The sequence below is a fragment of the Geodermatophilus telluris genome (assembly GCF_900102745.1).
Classification (GTDB): Bacteria; Actinomycetota; Actinomycetes; order Mycobacteriales; family Geodermatophilaceae; genus Geodermatophilus; species Geodermatophilus telluris.
The window spans coordinates 377,128-394,897 of sequence record NZ_FMZF01000005.1; the positions used below are offsets into that span (position 1 = coordinate 377,128).

Consider the following 17,770-nt stretch of genomic DNA (forward strand, 5'->3'; position numbering starts at 1 on the left):
CTCAGACCCTCGACGAGCTCACCGCACGGACCAGGTCGGCGAAGCGCGCGGCGAACGGCGCCCACACCTCCTCCAGGTCGGGGTGCACGACGGCCGCGCGCTCGGCCACGGTCGGCGCGTCGAGGCCGGTCGAGGCGACGCCCACCGGGTCGCCGTCGGCCCACTCGCGCACGATCTCCGGGGTGGTCTCGACGTGGAACTGCAGTCCGTAGCAGGCCCGCCCGACCCGGAAGGCCTGGTGGGCGTAGCGCGGGCTGCCCGCCAGGAGGGTGGCGCCGGCCGGCAGCTCGCTGATCTCGTCGTGGTGCCACTGGACGACGTCGGGGCTCAGCGGCACCGGGCCGAACAGCGGGTCGTGCTCGGCGGCGTCCCGCTTGGCCACGAGGGTGGCGCCGACCTCGGGCCCGTCGGCGCCCACCCGCACCCGGCCGCCGCCGGCCTGGGCGAGCAGCTGGGCGCCGAGGCAGATCCCCAGGGCGGGCACCCGGTCGGCCAGCGCGCGGGCGAGCAGGTCGCGGACCGGGCCCAGCCCGCTGGTGGCGTCGTCGTCCACGCTGGACTGCGGACCGCCCATCACCAGCAACCCGTCGTGGCCGGAGAGGTCGGCGGGCAGGGGGTCGCCGGCGTCGAGGCGCCGCTCGTCGAGCTCGAGACCGGCGTCGCGCAACCACTCCCCCAGCCGGGCGGTCGGGGCGGTGTCACTGGGGACGACGACGAGCAGGCGGGCGGCGGTGTCCGGCACGGGGTGAGCTTAGGGAACGGCCCCCTCGCGGGGCCCCGCGGCGTGCGCAGCGCGTCGTGGGGGGCGAGGGGGTCCTGTCACAGGCCGGGGAGGTAGCGCTTGAGCTCGAACGGCGTGACGTTCTGCCGGTAGGAGTTGAACTCCTCCCACTTGTTGCGGAGGAAGAACTCGAACACGTGCTCGCCGAGCGTCTCGGCCACCAGCTCGCTGCCCTGCATGGCGGTCAGCGCCTCCCCCAGCGACACCGGGAGGTCCTCGTAGCCGGCGGCCCGGCGCTCGGTGTCGGTGAGCGACCACACGTCGTCCTCGGCCTCCGGCGGGAGCTCGTAGCCCTTCTCGATGCCCCGCAGCCCCGCGGCCAGGATCACCGCGAAGGTGAGGTAGGGGTTGCAGGCGGAGTCCGGCGAGCGCACCTCGACCCGCGCGGACTGGCCCTTGTTCGGCTTGTACGAGGGCAGCCGCACCAGCGCCGAGCGGTTGGCCCGCCCCCAGGTGGCCGCGGTCGGCGCCTCGGTGCCGGCCAGCAGCCGCCGGTAGGAGTTGACCGTCTGGTTGGTGACGGCGGTGAACTCGCGCGCGTGGGTGAGCAGGCCGGCGATGAACTGCCGCCCGGTGGCCGAGAGCCGGATGGGGTCGGCCGGGTCGTGGAAGGCGTTGCGGTCGCCCTCGAACAGCGAGACGTGCGTGTGCATGGCCGAGCCCGCCAGCTCGGTGAACGGCTTGGGCATGAACGTCGCGTGCACGCCCTGGGCCAGCGCGACCTCGCGGACGACGTGCCGCAGCGTCATCACGTTGTCGGCCATCGACAGGGCGTCGGCGTAGCGCAGGTCGATCTCCTGCTGGCCGGGCGCGACCTCGTGGTGGCTGAACTCCACCGAGATGCCCATCGCCTCGAGGGCGAAGACCGCCTCGCGGCGGAAGTCGTGCGCCACGTTGTGCGTGGACAGGTCGAAGTAGCCGCCGTTGTCGGCCGGCCTCGGGGCGCTGCCGTCGGTGGGCAGGTCCTCGAGCAGGAAGAACTCGACCTCGGGGTGGGTGTAGAAGGTGAAGCCCATGTCGGCGGCCTTGGACAGCGCCCGGCGCAGCACGTGCCGCGGGTCGGCCCAGGACGGCGACCCGTCGGGCAGCGTGATGTCGCAGAACATCCGCGCGGTGTCGCTGGCGCCACCCTTGGTCGCCGGCATCACCTGGAAGGTGCCCGGGTCGGGCTTGGCCAGCATGTCGGACTCGTAGACGCGCGCGAAGCCCTCGATCGCCGAGCCGTCGAAGCCGATGCCCTCGGCGAAGGCCGCCTCGATCTCGGCGGGGGCGACGGCGACGGCCTTGAGGTAGCCCGAGACGTCGGTGAACCACAGCCGCACGAAGCGGATGTCGCGTTCCTCGAGGGTGCGCAGGACGAACTCCTGCTGTCGGTCCATGCTGGCCATGATCGGGTCCGCTCGTTTCCGGGGTGTGACGTCGGGCCCAGCCTGCCCGGTCCGGCCGCCGGGCACACGGGGGCCCGCCGTCGCGCCCGGGTTCAGGCCGCGACGTCCGCCAGCGGCACCGCGGGGTCGGCCAGCCGGTCGACGTCGACCCGCCGGCCGGAGCGGACCAGTTGCTGGATCGCGTCGGTGACGTCCCAGACCCCGACGTTCATCCCGGCCTCGACGCGGCCCCCACACACCCAGAACGCGACGAACTCCCGGGCTCCGACGTCGCCGCGGCAGACCACCCGCGCCCCCGGTGAGCCCAGCCCCGAGTACTCCATCCCGAGGTCGTACTGGTCGGTGAAGAAGTAGGGCAGCCGGTCGTGGACGACGTCCCGGCCGAGCATCGACCGGGCCGCGGCCGGGCCCTGGTGCAGCGCGGTGGCCCAGTGCTCGACGCGCACGTGCCGGCCGTACAGCGGGTGGTGGGCGGCCGCGACGTCCCCGGCGGCGAACACGTCCGGGGCGGAGGTCCGCAGCGCCGCGTCGGTGAGCACCCCGCCGTCGACGTCGAGCCCGGCCGCCGCCGCCAGGCCGGTCTCCGGGACGGCGCCGACACCCACGACCACGAGGTCCGCGGGGACTTCCCCGCCGTCGGTGAGCACCGACCGCACCGCGCCGTCGCCCGCGAACCCGCGCACACCGGTCCCGGTCCGCAGGTCGACCCCGTGTTCGCGGTGCAGCCGGGCGAAGACCTCGCCCATCTCCGGGCCCAGCACGCGGTGCAGCGGTGTGGGCAGCGGCTCGAGGACGGTCACCTCGTTGCCACGGGTGCGCGCGGCGGCCGCGACCTCCAGGCCGATCCACCCGGCCCCGACGACGACCACCCGCCGTCCCCCGCCGTCGAGGTCGGCGGCCAGGGCGTCGGAGTCGGCCAGCGTGCGCAGGTACCGCACCCCGTCGAGGCCGGCACCGGGCACGGGCAGCCGCCGGGCGGCGGACCCGGTGGCCAGCAGCAGCCGCGCGTAGTCGAGCACCTCCCCGCCGTCCAGGACCAGCCGGTGCCGACCGGGGTCGAGCGCGGTGGCCCGCACCCCGAGCCGCAGGTCGACGTCGTGCGCCGCGTACCAGCCCGGGTCGAGGACGCGGACCTCCTCGCGGGCGGTGGTGCCGAGCAGGCGGCCCTTGGACAGGGGCGGGCGCTCGTAGGGGACCTCGGGTTCGGCCGCGACGAGCACGACCGGCCCGTCGAACCCCTCGGCGCGCAGGGTCTCGGTGGCCTTCGCGCCGGCGAGCCCCCCGCCGACGACGACGAACGGTGCGGTCACGGGTCCGGCTCCCCTCAGGCGGCCGTGCCGGTCAGGGCGAGGAACTCCTGGCGGGAGCGCGGGTCCTCGCGCAGCAGCCCGTGCAGCGCGGAGGTGACCGTCCGCGAGCCCGCGGCGCGGATGCCGCGCAGCGACACGCACTGGTGCTCCGCGGCGATGACCACCCCCACGCCGCGGGGCGCGAGGTGGTCGCGCAGCCAGTCGGCCACCTGCCGGGTGAGCCGCTCCTGCACCTGCAGGTCGCGGGCGAGGTGGTCGAGCACGCGGGCGAGCTTGGACAGGCCGAGGATGCGCTCGCCGGGCACGTAGCCGATCGCCGCGACGCCGGTGAAGGGCAGCAGGTGGTGCTCGCACAGGGAGGTGACCGGGATGCCCGTGGCCACGACCATCTCGTCGTAGCCCCCGTCGTTGGGGAAGGTGGTGAGCGCGAACGGCCGGCCGGTGAGGAACTCGGCGTAGGCCTCGGCGACCCGGCGGGGCGTGTCGGCCAGGTGCGGGGCGGCCGGGTCGCGACCGAGGGCCCGCAGCAGCGCGGCGACGGCCCGCTCCGCGGCCGGGAGGTCGACGCCGGCGTCGTCCCGCACGACCCGGAGGTGCCCGGCGTGCTCCTCGCGCGCCGCCGGCCCGCCGGTCACGCCCGCACCTCCGCCGCGCCGCGCGCGTACCGCGCCGAGAGCAGCCCGAGCGCCGCTGCGCCGGCCAGCAGGCCGAGGTCGCGCAGGGCGACGTCGTAGTACCCCGGGCCGGTGACCAGGTCGACGACGATGCCCGCCAGCCAGGCGGTGACGACCCAGGCACCGACCCGGGGCGCGACGGCGACGAGGACGCCGGCCAGGACCTCGACCACGCCGACGGCGTACATCGCCTGCTGCGCCGTCCCGGGGACGATCGCGTCGATCCAGCCGGCCAGGTAGCGGGGCCAGTCGGTGAGCAGGTTCGCGAACTTGTCCAGCCCGAAGACGACGGGCGCGACCGCGTACGTGGTGCGCAGCAGCCGGAACGCCGAGCGGGCGGGATCCGCCGCCACGCCGTGCGGGCGGCTCAGGTGGACGGCCATGACGACCTCCTCTATCACCAATGATGCTTGGTATTAGAGACCTGGGTCACCGGTCCGTCAACGGCTGCCGCCGCGGCGCGTCAGACGGGGACGAGGTGCACGCAGCAGACCCCGTCGAGGGGCCGCAGCCGGGCCTCGAGCCGGTCGGCCCCGGCGCCGTCGAGCACGCCCTCGACCAGCCGCAGGTTCATCCCGCAGACCAGCTCGGTGTGCTGCCGGGCGAGCCGGTGGAAGGGGCAGTTGACCAGCGTCACGCCGTCCGCACCGGCCCGCGGCTCGTAGCCGTGCGCCTCGAGCACCCGCAGCACTGCCTCCCCGCCCCGCGCCCCGTCGGCGGCCGCGAGCTCGAGCCCGCGCGCGTGGGCGCGGCGGCCGAGCGCGGCCGCCGGCCGCTCGCCCGACCCCTCGGCGTCGGTCACGGCGCCCGCGAGCAGGTCGCCGGCCAGGTCGTAGTGCCGCTCCGGCAGCGAGACGGCGACCGGCTCCGCCGCCCGCCGGTAGAGCTTCGCGGGCCGCCCGGCCCCCGGTCCGCTGCGCCCGGTCCGCCGCTCGAAGTGCACGTCGAGCAGGCCGTCGCCCACCAGCCGGTCGAGGTGGAAGGCCACCGTCGCGCGGGGGACGCCACAGGCGGCGGCCACCTCGTCACGGCCGACCGGCCCCGGCTGGCGGACGACGTGGTCGTAGAGCCGGCGCCGGGTGGGCTCGGCCAGGGCGGCGACGGCGGCGACCTGGTCCGCGCGGGGGTCCACCCCGCCACTCTAGGAGCAACCGGCGTTGGTCGAAGAGTGCCGCGCGAGCGGGCGCGGGCCTACGCTGGGGACCGCCTCACCGGTGCGTCCGACGGAGGGCGACATGGACGCGGTCCTCGTGGTCCTGACGGTCGTGGTCGTGGCCCTGCTGGTCCTGGCGGGCACCTCGGTCCGGGTCGTCACCCAGTTCGAGCGCGGCGTCGTGCTCCGCTTCGGGCGGCTGCACGGGGACCCGCGGCCGCCGGGGCTCGCGCTCATCGCGCCGGGCGCGGACCGCCTGCGCAAGGTGAACCTGCAGGTGGTGACCATGCCGGTCCCCGCGCAGGAGGGCATCACCCGCGACAACGTGACGGTCAGGGTCGACGCGGTCGTCTACTACCGGGTGTACGACCCGGTGCGCGTGGTCGTCGACGTGCAGAACTACCAGGCGGCGATCGCGCAGGTGGCGCAGGCGTCGCTGCGGTCGATCATCGGCAAGAGCGACCTCGACGACCTGCTCTCCAACCGGGAGCGGCTCAACCAGGGACTGGAGCTGATGCTCGACTCCCCCGCCGTCGACTGGGGGGTGCACATCGACCGGGTCGACATCAAGGACGTCGCGCTGCCCGAGTCGATGAAGCGGTCGATGTCCCGGCAGGCGGAGGCCGAGCGGGAGCGCCGGTCGCGCGTGATCACCGCCGAGGGCGAGCTGCAGGCCTCGGAGAAGCTCGCCCAGGCCGCCGAGGTGATGGCCGCCCAGCCGGCCGCGCTGCAACTGCGCCTGCTGCAGACCATGGTCGAGGTGGCGGCGGAGAAGAACTCCACGGTCGTGCTGCCCTTCCCCGTGGAGCTGCTGCGCTTCCTGGAGAGCGCGACACCCCCGCCCGCGCCGGCACCCGTCCCGGCCCCGCGCCCGTCGACGGCCGCCGAGGTCAGGCGCCCAGCCTGAGGAACGGCTCCGGTCCGGGCTCCGGCAGCGCCGCGGCGCCGGCGGCGGGCAGGGGGCGCGGCCGGCGCGGGACGAGCACGCCCGCACCGCCGCCCCGTCCCCGGTAGACCAGCAGGCCGGCGACGGGGTCGGGCACCGCGTCCAGCGCGGCCCGGACGGCGGGCAGCGCACGGAAGCGCTCGAGCCGCTCGTCGTCGTCGAACACGACCTCGAGCACGACGCCCCAGCGGGTGTCGTGCCACTCCCAGTAGCGCGCGCCCTGGGTCACGGCGGCCTCGACGAGGCCGTCCTCCCACGCCCGGCGCCAGCCCGACGCCGGCTCCTCCCCGTCGAGCACCTCGACGGTGAGCCACTCGGCCACGCCGGTCAGGCTATGCCGGTCTGGCCGGTCCCGGGAGCCGGTTGTTGGATGGTCCCGTGACGGTGCAGCTGAGAGTCGCGATGGCCCAGGTCGACACCCGCGTCGGCGACCTGGCGGGCAACGCCGCGCTGGTGGTCGAGTGGGCGCGCAGGGCCGCCGGCGACGGCGCGCACCTCGTCGTCTTCCCCGAGATGACGCTCACCGGCTACCCGGCCGAGGACCTCGTGCTGCGGGAGTCCTTCGCGCACGCCAGCGAGGAAGCGCTCACCGACCTCGCCGCGACGCTGGCCGACGAGGGCCTCGGGGAGCTCGCCGTCGTCGTCGGGTACCTGGCGCACACCCACGGCCCGGCGGCGATCGACCGGCCGCCGAGCGACGAGGAGACCCTCGACGAGGAACGGCCCGGCGACGCCAACCCGCGCCGGGTCCAGCCCCGCAACGCCGCCGCGCTGCTGCACGGCGGACGGGTGGTGGCCCGCTACGCCAAGCGGCACCTGCCGAACTACGGCGTCTTCGACGAGGCGCGCTACTTCGTGCCCGGTACGGACCTCCCGGTGGTGCGGCTGCACGGAGCCGACGTGGCACTCACGATCTGCGAGGACCTCTGGGTCGAGGGCGGGCCGTGCGGGGTGGCCGGGCAGGCCGGCGTCGACCTCGTCGTCTCCCCCAACGCCTCCCCCTACGAGCGGGCCAAGGACGACCTGCGGCTGCCGCTGGTGCGCCGCCGCGCCGCCGAGGCCAACGCGCCGGTCGTCTACTGCAACCAGGTGGGCGGGCAGGACGAGCTGGTCTTCGACGGCGACTCGCTGGCCGTCTCCGCCGACGGCGAGCTGCTCGCCCGGGCCCCGCAGTTCGTCGAGCACCTGCTCTGCGTCGACCTCGCCCTCGACCCGGCGCGCGTGCCCGAGCGGCGGGAGGGCCGGGTCGGGCCGATGACCGTCGTCCGCACCGTCGTCTCGGAGGACCCGGTGCCCGCCTTCGAGCCGCGCCCCGGGTCCGTGGCCGACCCGCTGCCGGACTGCGAGGAGGTGTGGCGCGCGCTGGTGCTGGGGCTGCGGGACTTCATCGACAAGAACGGCTTCCCCTCGGTCGTGTTCGGCCTCTCCGGCGGCATCGACTCGGCGCTGGTGGCGGCGCTGTCGGTGGACGCGCTGGGCGCCGACCGGGTGCACGGCGTCGCGCTGCCGTCGCGGTGGTCCAGCGAGCACTCGATCGCCGACGCCGAGGACAGCGCGCGCCGGCTGGGCCTGCACTTCTCCACCGTGCCGATCGCGCCGATGGTCGACGCCTACGAGACCTCGGTGGAGCTGTCGGGGACGGCGGCGGAGAACCTGCAGGCGCGGGTGCGCGGCACGCTGCTCATGGGGCTGTCCAACCAGCACGGGCACCTGCTGCTGGCCACCAGCAACAAGAGCGAGGTCGCCGTCGGGTACTCCACGCTCTACGGCGACGCCGCGGGCGGGTTCGCGCCGATCAAGGACGTGCCCAAGACGCTGGTGTGGGAGCTGGCCCGCTGGCGCAACGCGCACGCCCGCGAGCGCGGCGAGACCGAGCCGATCCCGCAGAACTCCATCGACAAGCCGCCGTCGGCCGAGCTCGCGCCGGGGCAGAAGGACAGCGACTCGCTGCCCTCCTACGAGGAGCTCGACGCCGTCATCGCCGACTACGTCGACCGCGACCTCGGCATGGCCGCGCTGCTCGAGCGCGGCCACGACCCGGAGGTGGTGGCGCGGGTGCTGCGGCTGGTCGACGTCGCGGAGTTCAAGCGCCGCCAGTCGGCACCCGGGACCAAGATCAGCCTCAAGGCGTTCGGCCGCGACCGGCGCCTGCCGATCACCAACCGCTGGCGGGAGAGCCTGCCCAGCGTCCGCGAAGGAGCGCAGGCGTGAGCGAGTCGGTGCTGTACGGCGGGACGTCGACCGCGCGGGTGCGCATCCACCACCTGCAGCAGGCCAAGGAGCGCGGCGAGCGGTGGGCGATGCTCACCGCCTACGACACCTACGCCGCCGCGGTCTTCGAGGAGGCCGGCATCCCGGTGCTGCTGGTCGGCGACTCCGCGGGCAACGTCGTCCTCGGCCACTCCTCCACGGTGCCGGTGACCGTGGAGGACCTGCTGCTGCTGACGAGGGCGGTCACCCGCTCGACGTCGCGGGCCCTCGTCGTGGCCGACCTGCCCTTCGGCAGCTACGAGGCCTCCCCGGAGCAGGCGTTCGGCACCGCGGTCCGGATGATGAAGGAGGGCGGCGCCCAGGCGGTCAAGCTCGAGGGCGGGGCCCGGGTGGCGCCGCAGATCCGGCTGCTGGCCGACAACGGCGTCCCGGTCATGGCACACGTCGGCTTCACGCCGCAGAGCGAGCACGCCCTCGGCGGGTTCCGGGTGCAGGGCCGCGGCGCCGGTGCCGAGCAGCTGCTGGCCGACGCGCGCGCGGTGCAGGAGGCGGGTGCGTTCGCCGTCGTCCTGGAGATGGTGCCCGCCGGGCTGGCCGCCCAGGTGACGAAGGAGCTGGCCATCCCGACCATCGGCATCGGGGCCGGTGTCGACTGCGACGCGCAGGTGCTGGTGTGGCCGGACATGGCCGGGCTCACCGGCGGTCGGGTGCCGCGGTTCGTGAAGAGGTACGCCGACCTGCGTGGCGAGCTGCTGCGGGCGGCGCGGGAGTACGCCGACGAGGTGCGCAGCGGCACCTTCCCCGGTCCCGAGCACTCCTTCGAGTAGCCCCGCCCTCAGGCGCGCCGGCGGGCCCGGGCGAGCAGCAGTCCGTAGCCGACGGCGTTGAGGCCGAGCGCCACGGTGTACGTGCCCACCTGGACGGCGGCCGCGTGGACCGCCCCGGTCAGCATGAACAGCACGACGGCGCCGTGCAGGACCGCGACCGCGCCCGCGAGCACCACGCCGCCATCGTGGCCCCCCACGGCCACTGCGCGGGCTGGTTCCGGGCTTCAAGGGCGCGATCGGAGCGGCAAGACGCGGAACCAGCCCGCAGAGCTCCGCTCAGCCACTGCGGCGCCGCCCCCGGTCCAGCGCACGGCGCACCCGCGGTCCGAGCACCTCCACGGTGAGGTCGGACCACGTCCAGCGGACCACGCCCCACCCCTCGTCGCGGAGGGCGTCCTCCCGGCGCTTCTCCTCGAAGACGACGTCGCCCGGCTCCTGCCCGGGGCGCAGCAGCCGCCCGTACTTCACCCGCCCGTCGAACTCACCGAGGACCCGTTCCTCCTCCCAGCCGAAGTCGGCCCGGCCGAGGAACAGCCCGTCGGTGGTGCGGACCGGGTGCTGCAGGGACGACGGCAGCAGCCCCAGGCGCTGCAGCAGCACGCGGCTGCGGCTCTCGCCGACGCTCTCGCTGCGACCGTCGGCGAACGCGACGGCCCGGGCGGCGCGCCGACTTCCCGGGACGCCTCCCGCGCCGGCGAGCCGGTGCAGCAGGTCCTCGCGCGCCACGCGACCCAGCCGCACCGCCGCGTCCAGCACGACGACCGCCGGCTCGGCGGGCAGCGTGCGCGCGAGGTCCAGCAGCGTCCGGGCCGGCGTGGTGACCGCGACGCCGTCGACAGTGGCCACCTCGTCGTCGGACAGCCGGACGGCGTGACAGCGCAGGTACCGGCTCACCTCGCTGGACGCAGGCGGCCGGCGCGTGACGTGCACGCGGTCCAGCGGCACCCCCCACAGCGGCAGCCCCCACAGCACCGCAGCCGACTGGTGGCTCACCACGGCAGGCCGCCGGAGCGCGGCGACCGTCGCGACGAGCAGGTGACGGTGCCGCGCGACGGCGTCGAGCGTCGCGGGGTCGGTCAGGTAGGCGCCGGGGCGCAACCGGGTCAGCTCGCCCCGACGCAGGCGGGCGGTCAGTTCCTCGTCCGACCAGCCGCCGGGCAGCGCACGCCGGCGCAGGACGAGGTCGGGTGGCAGGAGGGGGTCCACGACGCCGAGCATCGGGTGAGCGGTACGCCCGGGCGGGCCCCCGGGAGGCGCCGTGGACGGGCGGCGCGCTGTGGACGGCGCGCTTCCCGGGCCCGTTCCGCGCTCGGCGGACGGCATCGGACCCGGGCAGCGCGGAACCAGCCCGAGAAGCAGCCGGCGCCAGCGCCCCTCGAGCGGTCAGACGTCGGTGACGCGGATGCCGGCGTGCGCCTTGTAGCGCCGGTTGACCGAGACCAGGTTGACCGTCAGCGCCTCGACCTGGCGTGCGTTGCGCAGCCGCCCGGCGTAGACGCCCCGCATGCCCGGCAGCTGCCCGGCCAGCGCCTGCACGGTGTCGGTGGCCGCGCGGTCGTCGCCGACCACGAGCACGTCGCCGTCGAGGGTCGGCCGGGAGAGGTCCTCGAGCAGCACCGCCGAGACGTGGTGGAACGCGCCGACGACGGCCGAGTCGGGCAGCAGCGCGGCGGCCTGCTGGGCGACCGACCCCTCGGCGACGTCGACGGCGTAGGCGCCGAGCTCGTCGAAGCCCATCGGCACCACGCAGTCGACGACGACCTTGCCGGCCAGCGGCCCGGCCAGCCCGGCCAGCACCGCCGCGTGCCCGTCGAAGGGCACCGCCACCACCACCAGGTCGGCGGCGCCGGCGACGTCGGCGTTCGACCCGCCCTGCACGGAGGCCTGCGCCCCGCCCGCCGCGGTGGCGCGCCCGGCCACCGACGCGGCCACCTCGCGTGCGCGGGCGTCGTCCCGGGAGCCCACCAGCACCCGCTGCCCGACCGAGGCCAGCCGGACGGCCAGCCCCCTGCCCTGCGGTCCGGTGCCGCCGAGCACCCCGACGACGAGCTCGCCGACCGGCCGCTCCCCTGCCGCGGTCACCCGCTCAGTCGCCGTCGCGCCAGGCACGGTCCTCGGCGTCGAGCTGCTCGTTGCGCTCGGCCACCCCCTGCAGCGCGTGCTCGGCCTCCTCGCGGGTCTCGTAGGGGCCCAGCCGGTGCCGCTCGGCGCAGCCGTCCCGGTCCTCCACGGTGTGGTGCTTCAGGCAGTAGAACCACGGTCCCTGCGCCATCGCGCCCCTCCTCGACGTCGTCCCTCCCGACGGGCGTGCCCCGCGACGGGGGAGCTCACTCCTCCACCATCACCTGGTCGTGACGGGCGTAGAAGGCCGCCCGCTCCTCCGCCGAGAGGGTGCGGCCGCTGCGCCGCAGTTCCGCGGTCTCGGCGAAGAACCGCTCCCGGGCGATGCCGGGGGTGAACAGGATGAGGAAGGACACCGGCTCGTCGGAGTCGTTGCGGAAGCCGTGCACGCCGTGCTCGGCGGCCAGCGCGAAGTCCCCGGGGCCGTAGGGCTGCCAGCGCCGGTCGGCGTGGAGGGTGAGCTCGCCCGAGAGGACGTAGAAGGACTCGGAGAACGTCCGGTGGAAGTGCGGGGCCGCGCCGGGCGAGTGCGGCGCGAGCCGGTACTCGACCAGCCCGAACCGGCCCGCGGTCACCGCACCGGTCGCGACCATCCGCAGCGCGGCGGCGCCGGACCCGACCATCGGGTGGTCGGCCAGCGTCCGCACCTGCACGAGGCCGGGCTCGGGGTGCGACACGGACGCAGCCTGCCAGCGCCGGTGCCCCGCGGCGAGGGGAACGGGCCGGTCCCCAACCCGGGGGACTCTGCGCGTGGGAAACGCCGGTGCCACCTCGGGGTACGGCATCCTGCTCGTCGTGCGTCCCTGGTCCCGCGGCACCGACGGCTCGAGCTCCCCCGGGGAGAGGATGGGACCCGGCAGCGCCGAACACCGCCTCGCCGCGCTCGTGATCGCCGTCCTCCTCGTGGTCGGCGGCTGCACCGGGCTGGTCAACGCGGCACTGGACGGGGTGGCCCGCGACGGCGTCACCGGCTGGACCTACACCGCGACGATGGCGGCGCTGGTGCTGGCGGCGGTGCCCCTGGTGGTGCGCCGCCGCGTGGGCCGCTGGTCGACCTTCGGCCTGGTGCTGCTCGGCCACCTCGTCTACGTCGTCGTCGCGCAGTGCATCGACGACCCGGTGCGCTACGCGACGCCGATGGTGCTGCTGTTCTCCTGCTCGGCCGCGGCGTGGTTCCTCGACCGCTGGATGCTGGGCGTGGTGATGGCGCTGACCCCCGTGGCCTGCCTGGCCGCGCTGGCCGGCAGCTACCCCGGCGCCCTCGGTCTCGCCGTCCGGGTCGGTGTGGACGGCGGGATGCTCGTCCTCGTCTCGGTCACCGTGTACCTGCTGCGCCGGCGGGTGCAGCGGCTGCTCGCCGCCACCGAGGCGCTCTCCCAGAGCGACCCGCTCACCGGGCTGGCCAACCGCCGGCACCTCGTCGACCAGGCGCCGCGAGCCTGGCGGACGGCCCGGCGGGAGGGGCTCCGGGTGGCCGCCATGGTGCTCGACCTCGACCACTTCAAGCAGGTCAACGACGCGCACGGGCACGCCGCCGGCGACGCCGTCCTGCGGGGCGTGGCCACCGCGCTGTCCGACTGCGTCCGCCCCAGCGACCTGCTGGCCCGCCTCGGCGGCGAGGAGCTCGTCGTCCTCGGCCTGGTCGCCGACAACGCGGAGGCCGCCCGGCTGGCCGAGCGGCTGCGCTCGGCGGTGGCCGGCAGCAGCGGCGCCCACGGCCACCCCGTCACCGCCTCGATCGGGGTGGCGCTGACCAACCCGGTCGACGGCGAGGACGTCACCGAGGCCCTGTGGCGGCTCGTCGACCGCGCCGACGCCGCCATGTACGAGGCCAAGCAGGCCGGCCGCGACCGGGTGGCCACCTCCCGGGTGCCGCGGCCACGGTCCGCGCCGACCGGTGAGGTGGTCGACCCGCCGACCCGCCCGGGGGCGGCCCGCACCGACGTGGGCTGAGTTCCCCGAGGGGTGGGGACCGCGGTTCTCTGCTTCCCTGTCCCCATGACCCTGGTGGTCCCGGACCCGACGCGGACGGTGCCGCTGCCGCTGCGGCAGCAGGCCGACGTCCGGGACGGGTGGCTGAGCCAGCGGCTGCTCGACCTGCTGCCGGTGCTCATGGACCGCGCCGGCATCGACCTGTGGCTGGTGGTCGGGCGGGAGAACAACGAGGACCCGGTGCTGGCCACGCTGCTGCCGGCGACCTGGCTGTCGGCGCGGCGCCGGGTGGTGCTGGTGCTGCACCGCAGCGACGACGGCGTCACGCCGGTGGCCGTGTCCCGCTACCCGGTGGGCCAGTTCCTGCCGGCCTGGACCGGCGAGGACGACGACCGGGACGGCGACCGGGAGGCCGGCCGGGAGGGTGACGAGCAGGCTCAGTGGGCGGCGGTGCGGCGGATCGTCGAGCAGGCCGCCCCGCGCCGCATCGGCATCGACGTCTCCGCGCGCTGCTCGCTGGCCGACGGGCTGTCGGTGAGCGACCACGGCCTGCTCACCGAGGCGCTGGGCCCCCACGCCCGGCGGCTGGTGCCGGCCGAGGACCTCGTCGTGGGCTGGCTGGAGACCCGGCTGCCCGAGGAGGTCGCCGCCCTCGACGCGCTCAACGGCCTCACCGACGGCGTCCTGGCCGAGGCGCTGTCCCCCGCCGTCCTCACCCCGGGGACGACGACCGCCGCCGACCTCGCCTGGTGGGTGCACCAGCGGCTGGCCGACCTCGGCGTCCCGCCCTGGTTCCACCCCGGAGTCACCGTGCAGCGGGCCGGGGTGCCGCTGCGCGGCCGGCGCGGCGTGGAGCTGCCCGCCGTGCCGCAGGACGCCGCCCTGCTGCCCGGCGACCTGGTGACCTGCGACGCCGGGCTGACCAGCCTCGGCCTGGCCACCGACCTGCAGCGCACCGTCTACCTGCGGCAGCCCGGCGAGACCGCGCCGCCCGAGGGCCTGGGCCGGGCGTGGGCGGCCGGCACCCGGGCGCAGGCGCTGACCGCGGCCGCGCTGCGCGCCGGGCGCACCGGCAACGAGGTGCTCGCCGCCGCCCGTGCCGCGGCCGCCGCCGAGGGCCTGGAGGCCGCGGTCTACTCCCACCCGGTCGGCGTCCACGGGCACGGCGCCGGGCCGGCGATCGGCCGGTGGGACGACCAGCACGGCGTCCCCGGTGACGGCGACCGGGTGCTGCACCCCGACACCGTCTACGCCCTCGAGCTGGCCGTGCGCCTGCCGGTGCCGGAGTGGGGCGGGCAGTGCGTGCGGCTCGCCCTGGAGGAGGGCGTGGCGCTCACCCCGCGCGGGACCCGCTGGCTCGGCCGTCCGCAGCGCGAGCTCTGGACGCTGCCTGCCTAGGACTCCCGCGCCCGGCGGGTCTCCCGGTCGCTGGCCTTCTGGACGGCGTCGACGAGCTCGTCCTTGGACATCGTCGAGCGGCCGGGCACGTCGAGCCGCTTGGCGAGGTCCATCAGGTGGGCCTTGGTGGCGTTCGCGTCGACGCCGCCCTTGGTCTCCCGGTCGGTGTCCGCGCCACCCTCGGCCTGCGCGTCGGACGGGCCCGCGTGGTCCTTGGGCTCCCAGTGGTCGCCGACCTTCTCGTGGGTGTGCTTGACCGCGGCCCACGCCACCCGGTTGGCGCGCTGCTCGTCACCGTCGTAGTTCTCGACGGCGGAGTCGTGCGCCTTGGCGAAGGTGCGCTGGGCCTTCTCGTCGGAGCGCTGCAGCGTGCTGGGGATCTCGTCGGCCTTCGCGTCCCCGCTCTTCGTCGTCTTGGCCATGGCCGGGCCCTACCCAGCATGGGCGGCGGTCAACGGCGGTGTCACCCGACCAGCCACTGGGACCAGTGCGCCCGCTGCTGCTCGGTCAGCGGGCTGGTCGCGTCGGCGGCGTAGTCGAAGGCGACCAGCACCATGTCGGCGCGCAGGGCCAGCTCGCCGTCCTGGGTGAGGTCCTGGCGCATGCCGATCGAGCTGCGGCCCAGCCGGGTGATCGTGCTGCTCACCGTCAGGTGCTCGGAGACCCGGTAGTGCACCTGCCGGAGGTAGTCGATCTCCAGCCGGGCCAGGATGATGCCCGCGCCGGGGGCGGCCATCGCCAGCCGGGCGTCCTCGAGCAGCCCGAGCACCCGCGCGTGGTTGACGTGCCCGAAGGCGTCGCTGTCGCCCCAGCGCAGCTGGACGGGGTGCTCGTGGACGCCGCCCCGTGCGGGACCGGTGCTCAGGGCAGGTCCGCCGTCTCTGCCGACTGCCGGTGGGCGCCCTGGGCGTCGTCGGGGTCGGGGTGCACGGTGCGCTCCTCCGACTCGGCCAGGATCACCTCGGCGGCGACCTCCTCCATGCCGCTGCCCTGCATGTCCTTCTCCTCGGGCAGCAGGTCGGCGCGGGTCTCCACGTTGTGCTCGGTGACGTTCGCCAGCGCCTCGGGGCTGGGCTCCTTCTGGGTGACCACGCGGACCTCCTCAGAAACGCTGCTGCTCGGTGCCCAGGCCGAGGGCCCGGGCGACGTCCTGCACGTTCTCGAACCGCTGCCCCTCGGGCAGCCGGCGCAGGTCGCCGAGGACGCGGTCGGTCGCGTTCGACTCCTGCGCGCGGGCGAGCAGGGCGTCGCGGTCGGCCGGCCACACCTCCTTGCCCAGCGCCTCGGCGATGGCCGCGCGGCGGTCGATGTCGGCCGGGCTCGTGCCGGCGGGGGTGCCCTCCTGGCGGGGGTCGGTCATGGCTGCTGCCTCCGTCACTGCGGGGTGGGGGTCGAGTCGTCGGTGTAGCGCAGGATCGCCGCGACCGGGATGTCGCCCGGCAGGGCCGCCCGGGGCACGACCACGACGCCGGCGGAGCTGGCGACGGCGGCGGCGAGCAGCGCCCCCTCGGCGGGCACCGAGTGCGCGTCCCGGACGCCGAGGGCCTCCATGTCGGCCTGGTCGACGCCGAGCTCGAGGGGCGAGCCGCCCACGAGCAGCTTCTCGTCGTCCGCGGGGTCGGCCAGGACCAGCGTCTCGACCTGGGCCTTGCGGAAGGCCTCGACCACGGCGGCGGTCCCGGTCACGGCCAGCCCGTGGGCGCCGGCCGAGCTGATCTTCTCCACGGCGTCGGCCTCGTCGTGCGCCTCGTGCTCGGCGACCAGCTCGGCGGCCTTGCGCTCGATCGGCTCGCGGTCGGCGCCGGCGGCCCGGCCGCCCTCGTCGATCGACACGATCAGGTCCGACCACAGCCCGCTGGCGCGGTCGGTGAGGATCTGCCGGGCGCGCATGTCGCCGGCCAGCAGGACGAAGCGGGGGTGCAGCCGGCGGACCACCGAGGCGATGTGCTCGGCGACGTCGTCGGCGTTGTGCACCCACTTGTTCTCGGCGTTGTGCTGGTAGCGGTGGTGCGCCCAGCCGCCGCCCTGGAACTTGCGGATCTGGAACGTGTCGCCCTTGACCGTCTCCTCCTCCTCGACCTGCCCGGGGAGGCTCGCGACGGTGAGGTCGGCGCCGGTGCGGTCGGTGAGGACGACGACGTGCGGGACGCGGCCGGGCAGCGCGCGCAGCACCGGCAGCAGGTCGGGCTGCGGCGACCACTCGGCGAGCTCCTGGCGCGGCACGTCGGCCAGCTGCGCGTCGAACACCACGGTGCCGTCGGCGGCGACGACGACGGCGCGGCCGCGGACGGTGCCCGCCTCACCGCCGTCGTTGCCCTCGAGCAGCCGGCCGCGCACCGCCTCGACGACGGCCTCCGGCGCACCCTGCTCCCCGAGCTTCTCGGCGACCGCGCGGACGCGGAGGTCGAGCTCGGTGTCGGCGCTCTCGGTCACGTGGGTGACGTCGGCGCACACGGTGGCGTAGGGACCGGCTGCCTGGAACACCGGCGCCAGGAAGGACACGTCCATGGGGTGGGGACCACTTCCTCGTTCTGCTGTCGGGGGCGGCGCCCGCGGCGGGGCGCGCTCTGCTCGCCGCCTACCCACCGACCCGGACGCCACACACCGTGTCGGACCGCGGAGGCAGGGGTAGGCGGTCGGGCATGACCGAGCACGACCAGCTGCCGTTGCCCGACTACGACCACCTGCCGGTGGAGGGACTGATCTCGCGCATCCGCACGCTGGACGCCACCGGCCTGCAGACGCTCCTCGACTACGAGCGCGCCCACGCCGACCGGCTCCAGGTCGTGATGGCCATGGAGAACCGGCTGCGGTCGCTGCACGAGGGCGCCCAGCCCTCCGGCGGCGACCCGGCGGCCGCGGCCGCCGACGACCCGGTGCACGCGGCGGGCGGCTCCAAGGTGTCCGAGGCGACCACCGGCCCGGCGATGAACCCGCCGTCGCAGGGCGACCCGACCAACCCGGCCCAGCCGCGCTCGACCGGCTGACCCCCGCACGTCCGCGGGAGTGCCCGGTGCACGTCCGCGGAC

The 17,770-nt window shown here is 75.7% G+C and carries 23 protein-coding genes; 6 read left to right on the top strand and 17 right to left on the bottom strand.

Annotated elements, in window-relative coordinates; genetic code table 11:
* Position 1: 1 nt before the first annotated feature.
* The 6 genes from BLQ97_RS17690 to BLQ97_RS17715 all read right to left on the bottom strand — a co-directional run bounded on the left by BLQ97_RS17690 (position 2) and on the right by BLQ97_RS17715 (position 5,285).
* Positions 2 to 742 carry a type 1 glutamine amidotransferase gene (locus BLQ97_RS17690; RefSeq protein WP_091367306.1) on the bottom strand — a complete coding sequence of 247 codons (741 nt, stop codon included), beginning with the start codon at positions 740 to 742 and terminating at the stop codon, positions 2 to 4.
* Between the two features lie 77 nt (positions 743 to 819).
* On the bottom strand, positions 820 to 2,160 hold the full coding sequence (gene glnA, locus BLQ97_RS17695; RefSeq protein ID WP_091367400.1) for a type I glutamate--ammonia ligase: 1,341 nt from the start codon (positions 2,158 to 2,160) through the stop codon (positions 820 to 822).
* Between the two features lie 101 nt (positions 2,161 to 2,261).
* Positions 2,262 to 3,479: an NAD(P)/FAD-dependent oxidoreductase gene (locus BLQ97_RS17700; RefSeq protein WP_091367307.1), complete on the bottom strand. Its 1,218-nt coding sequence runs from the start codon at positions 3,477 to 3,479 to the stop codon at positions 2,262 to 2,264.
* 14 nt (positions 3,480 to 3,493) lie between these two features.
* Complete coding sequence (gene folE, locus BLQ97_RS17705; RefSeq protein WP_091367308.1) at positions 3,494 to 4,114, bottom strand: GTP cyclohydrolase I; 621 nt, start codon at positions 4,112 to 4,114, stop codon at positions 3,494 to 3,496.
* A complete protein-coding gene (locus BLQ97_RS17710) occupies positions 4,111 to 4,536 on the bottom strand; it encodes a DoxX family membrane protein (protein WP_091367309.1) in 426 nt (141 codons plus the stop codon). Before BLQ97_RS17710 ends, folE begins: the two co-directional genes overlap by 4 nt.
* Positions 4,537 to 4,616: 80 nt before the next feature.
* Positions 4,617 to 5,285, bottom strand: coding sequence for a helix-turn-helix transcriptional regulator (locus tag BLQ97_RS17715; protein WP_091367310.1), 669 nt, complete (start codon positions 5,283 to 5,285; stop codon positions 4,617 to 4,619).
* A gap of 103 nt (positions 5,286 to 5,388) precedes the next feature.
* On the opposite strand from BLQ97_RS17715, the gene BLQ97_RS17720 reads away from it, so the two are divergent.
* The gene (locus tag BLQ97_RS17720; RefSeq protein WP_091367311.1) at positions 5,389 to 6,213 is read left to right on the top strand and encodes a slipin family protein; all 825 of its coding nucleotides are present in this window, start codon (positions 5,389 to 5,391) and stop codon (positions 6,211 to 6,213) included.
* Here BLQ97_RS17720 and BLQ97_RS17725 read toward each other — a convergent pair.
* On the bottom strand, positions 6,197 to 6,574 hold the full coding sequence (locus BLQ97_RS17725; protein WP_091367312.1) for a hypothetical protein: 378 nt from the start codon (positions 6,572 to 6,574) through the stop codon (positions 6,197 to 6,199). The two genes, BLQ97_RS17720 and BLQ97_RS17725, sit on opposite strands and share 17 nt — an antisense overlap.
* Before the next feature lie 56 nt (positions 6,575 to 6,630).
* Between BLQ97_RS17725 and BLQ97_RS17730 the strand changes: the two genes are divergently transcribed.
* Positions 6,631 to 8,463: an NAD+ synthase gene (locus tag BLQ97_RS17730; RefSeq protein WP_245692366.1), complete on the top strand. Its 1,833-nt coding sequence runs from the start codon at positions 6,631 to 6,633 to the stop codon at positions 8,461 to 8,463.
* Positions 8,460 to 9,290 (top strand): 3-methyl-2-oxobutanoate hydroxymethyltransferase, encoded by an 831-nt coding sequence (gene panB, locus BLQ97_RS17735; protein ID WP_091367314.1) that lies wholly within the window; start codon positions 8,460 to 8,462, stop codon positions 9,288 to 9,290. Before BLQ97_RS17730 ends, panB begins: the two co-directional genes overlap by 4 nt.
* A gap of 8 nt (positions 9,291 to 9,298) precedes the next feature.
* Here panB and BLQ97_RS23440 read toward each other — a convergent pair whose 3' ends face one another.
* The 5 genes from BLQ97_RS23440 to BLQ97_RS17755 form a co-directional block, all read right to left on the bottom strand.
* Positions 9,299 to 9,466 (bottom strand): hypothetical protein, encoded by a 168-nt coding sequence (locus BLQ97_RS23440; protein WP_175471798.1) that lies wholly within the window; start codon positions 9,464 to 9,466, stop codon positions 9,299 to 9,301.
* A gap of 100 nt (positions 9,467 to 9,566) precedes the next feature.
* Positions 9,567 to 10,496, bottom strand: a complete 930-nt coding sequence (locus BLQ97_RS17740) for a type IV toxin-antitoxin system AbiEi family antitoxin domain-containing protein (RefSeq protein ID WP_139173729.1) — start codon at positions 10,494 to 10,496, stop codon at positions 9,567 to 9,569.
* Positions 10,497 to 10,673: 177 nt separating this feature from the next.
* A complete protein-coding gene (npdG, locus tag BLQ97_RS17745) occupies positions 10,674 to 11,372 on the bottom strand; it encodes an NADPH-dependent F420 reductase (RefSeq protein WP_091367316.1) in 699 nt (232 codons plus the stop codon).
* 4 nt (positions 11,373 to 11,376) lie between these two features.
* Positions 11,377 to 11,562, bottom strand: a complete 186-nt coding sequence (locus BLQ97_RS17750; RefSeq protein WP_091367317.1) for a hypothetical protein — start codon at positions 11,560 to 11,562, stop codon at positions 11,377 to 11,379.
* A gap of 55 nt (positions 11,563 to 11,617) precedes the next feature.
* Positions 11,618 to 12,088, bottom strand: coding sequence for a cupin domain-containing protein (locus BLQ97_RS17755; protein ID WP_091367318.1), 471 nt, complete (start codon positions 12,086 to 12,088; stop codon positions 11,618 to 11,620).
* Between the two features lie 73 nt (positions 12,089 to 12,161).
* Between BLQ97_RS17755 and BLQ97_RS17760 the strand changes: the two genes are divergently transcribed.
* Both BLQ97_RS17760 and BLQ97_RS17765 read left to right on the top strand, forming a co-directional pair.
* Entirely contained in the window at positions 12,162 to 13,364 is a 1,203-nt protein-coding gene (locus BLQ97_RS17760) for a GGDEF domain-containing protein (RefSeq protein WP_245692368.1), read from the top strand.
* A gap of 45 nt (positions 13,365 to 13,409) precedes the next feature.
* Complete coding sequence (locus tag BLQ97_RS17765) at positions 13,410 to 14,741, top strand: M24 family metallopeptidase (protein ID WP_091367319.1); 1,332 nt, start codon at positions 13,410 to 13,412, stop codon at positions 14,739 to 14,741.
* On the opposite strand, the gene BLQ97_RS17770 is transcribed toward BLQ97_RS17765, so the two are convergent.
* Genes BLQ97_RS17770 through BLQ97_RS17790 form a run of 5 tightly spaced genes read right to left on the bottom strand, consistent with a single transcriptional unit; the run spans position 14,738 to position 17,249 of the window.
* Entirely contained in the window at positions 14,738 to 15,163 is a 426-nt protein-coding gene (locus BLQ97_RS17770) for a ChaB family protein (protein WP_091367320.1), read from the bottom strand. The genes BLQ97_RS17765 and BLQ97_RS17770 overlap by 4 nt on opposite strands.
* A 41-nt stretch (positions 15,164 to 15,204) precedes the next feature.
* Entirely contained in the window at positions 15,205 to 15,606 is a 402-nt protein-coding gene (locus BLQ97_RS17775) for an acyl-CoA thioesterase (RefSeq protein WP_091367321.1), read from the bottom strand.
* The gene (locus tag BLQ97_RS17780) at positions 15,603 to 15,833 is read right to left on the bottom strand and encodes a hypothetical protein (RefSeq protein ID WP_091367322.1); all 231 of its coding nucleotides are present in this window, start codon (positions 15,831 to 15,833) and stop codon (positions 15,603 to 15,605) included. Before BLQ97_RS17780 ends, BLQ97_RS17775 begins: the two co-directional genes overlap by 4 nt.
* Before the next feature lie 10 nt (positions 15,834 to 15,843).
* The gene (locus tag BLQ97_RS17785; protein ID WP_091367323.1) at positions 15,844 to 16,101 is read right to left on the bottom strand and encodes a DUF2795 domain-containing protein; all 258 of its coding nucleotides are present in this window, start codon (positions 16,099 to 16,101) and stop codon (positions 15,844 to 15,846) included.
* A gap of 14 nt (positions 16,102 to 16,115) precedes the next feature.
* On the bottom strand, positions 16,116 to 17,249 hold the full coding sequence (locus tag BLQ97_RS17790) for a baeRF2 domain-containing protein (RefSeq protein ID WP_091367324.1): 1,134 nt from the start codon (positions 17,247 to 17,249) through the stop codon (positions 16,116 to 16,118).
* Positions 17,250 to 17,383: 134 nt separating this feature from the next.
* Here BLQ97_RS17790 and BLQ97_RS17795 point away from each other — a divergent pair, with 134 nt between their 5' ends.
* Complete coding sequence (locus tag BLQ97_RS17795) at positions 17,384 to 17,728, top strand: DUF8129 domain-containing protein (protein ID WP_091367325.1); 345 nt, start codon at positions 17,384 to 17,386, stop codon at positions 17,726 to 17,728.
* Positions 17,729 to 17,770: the final 42 nt, after the last annotated feature.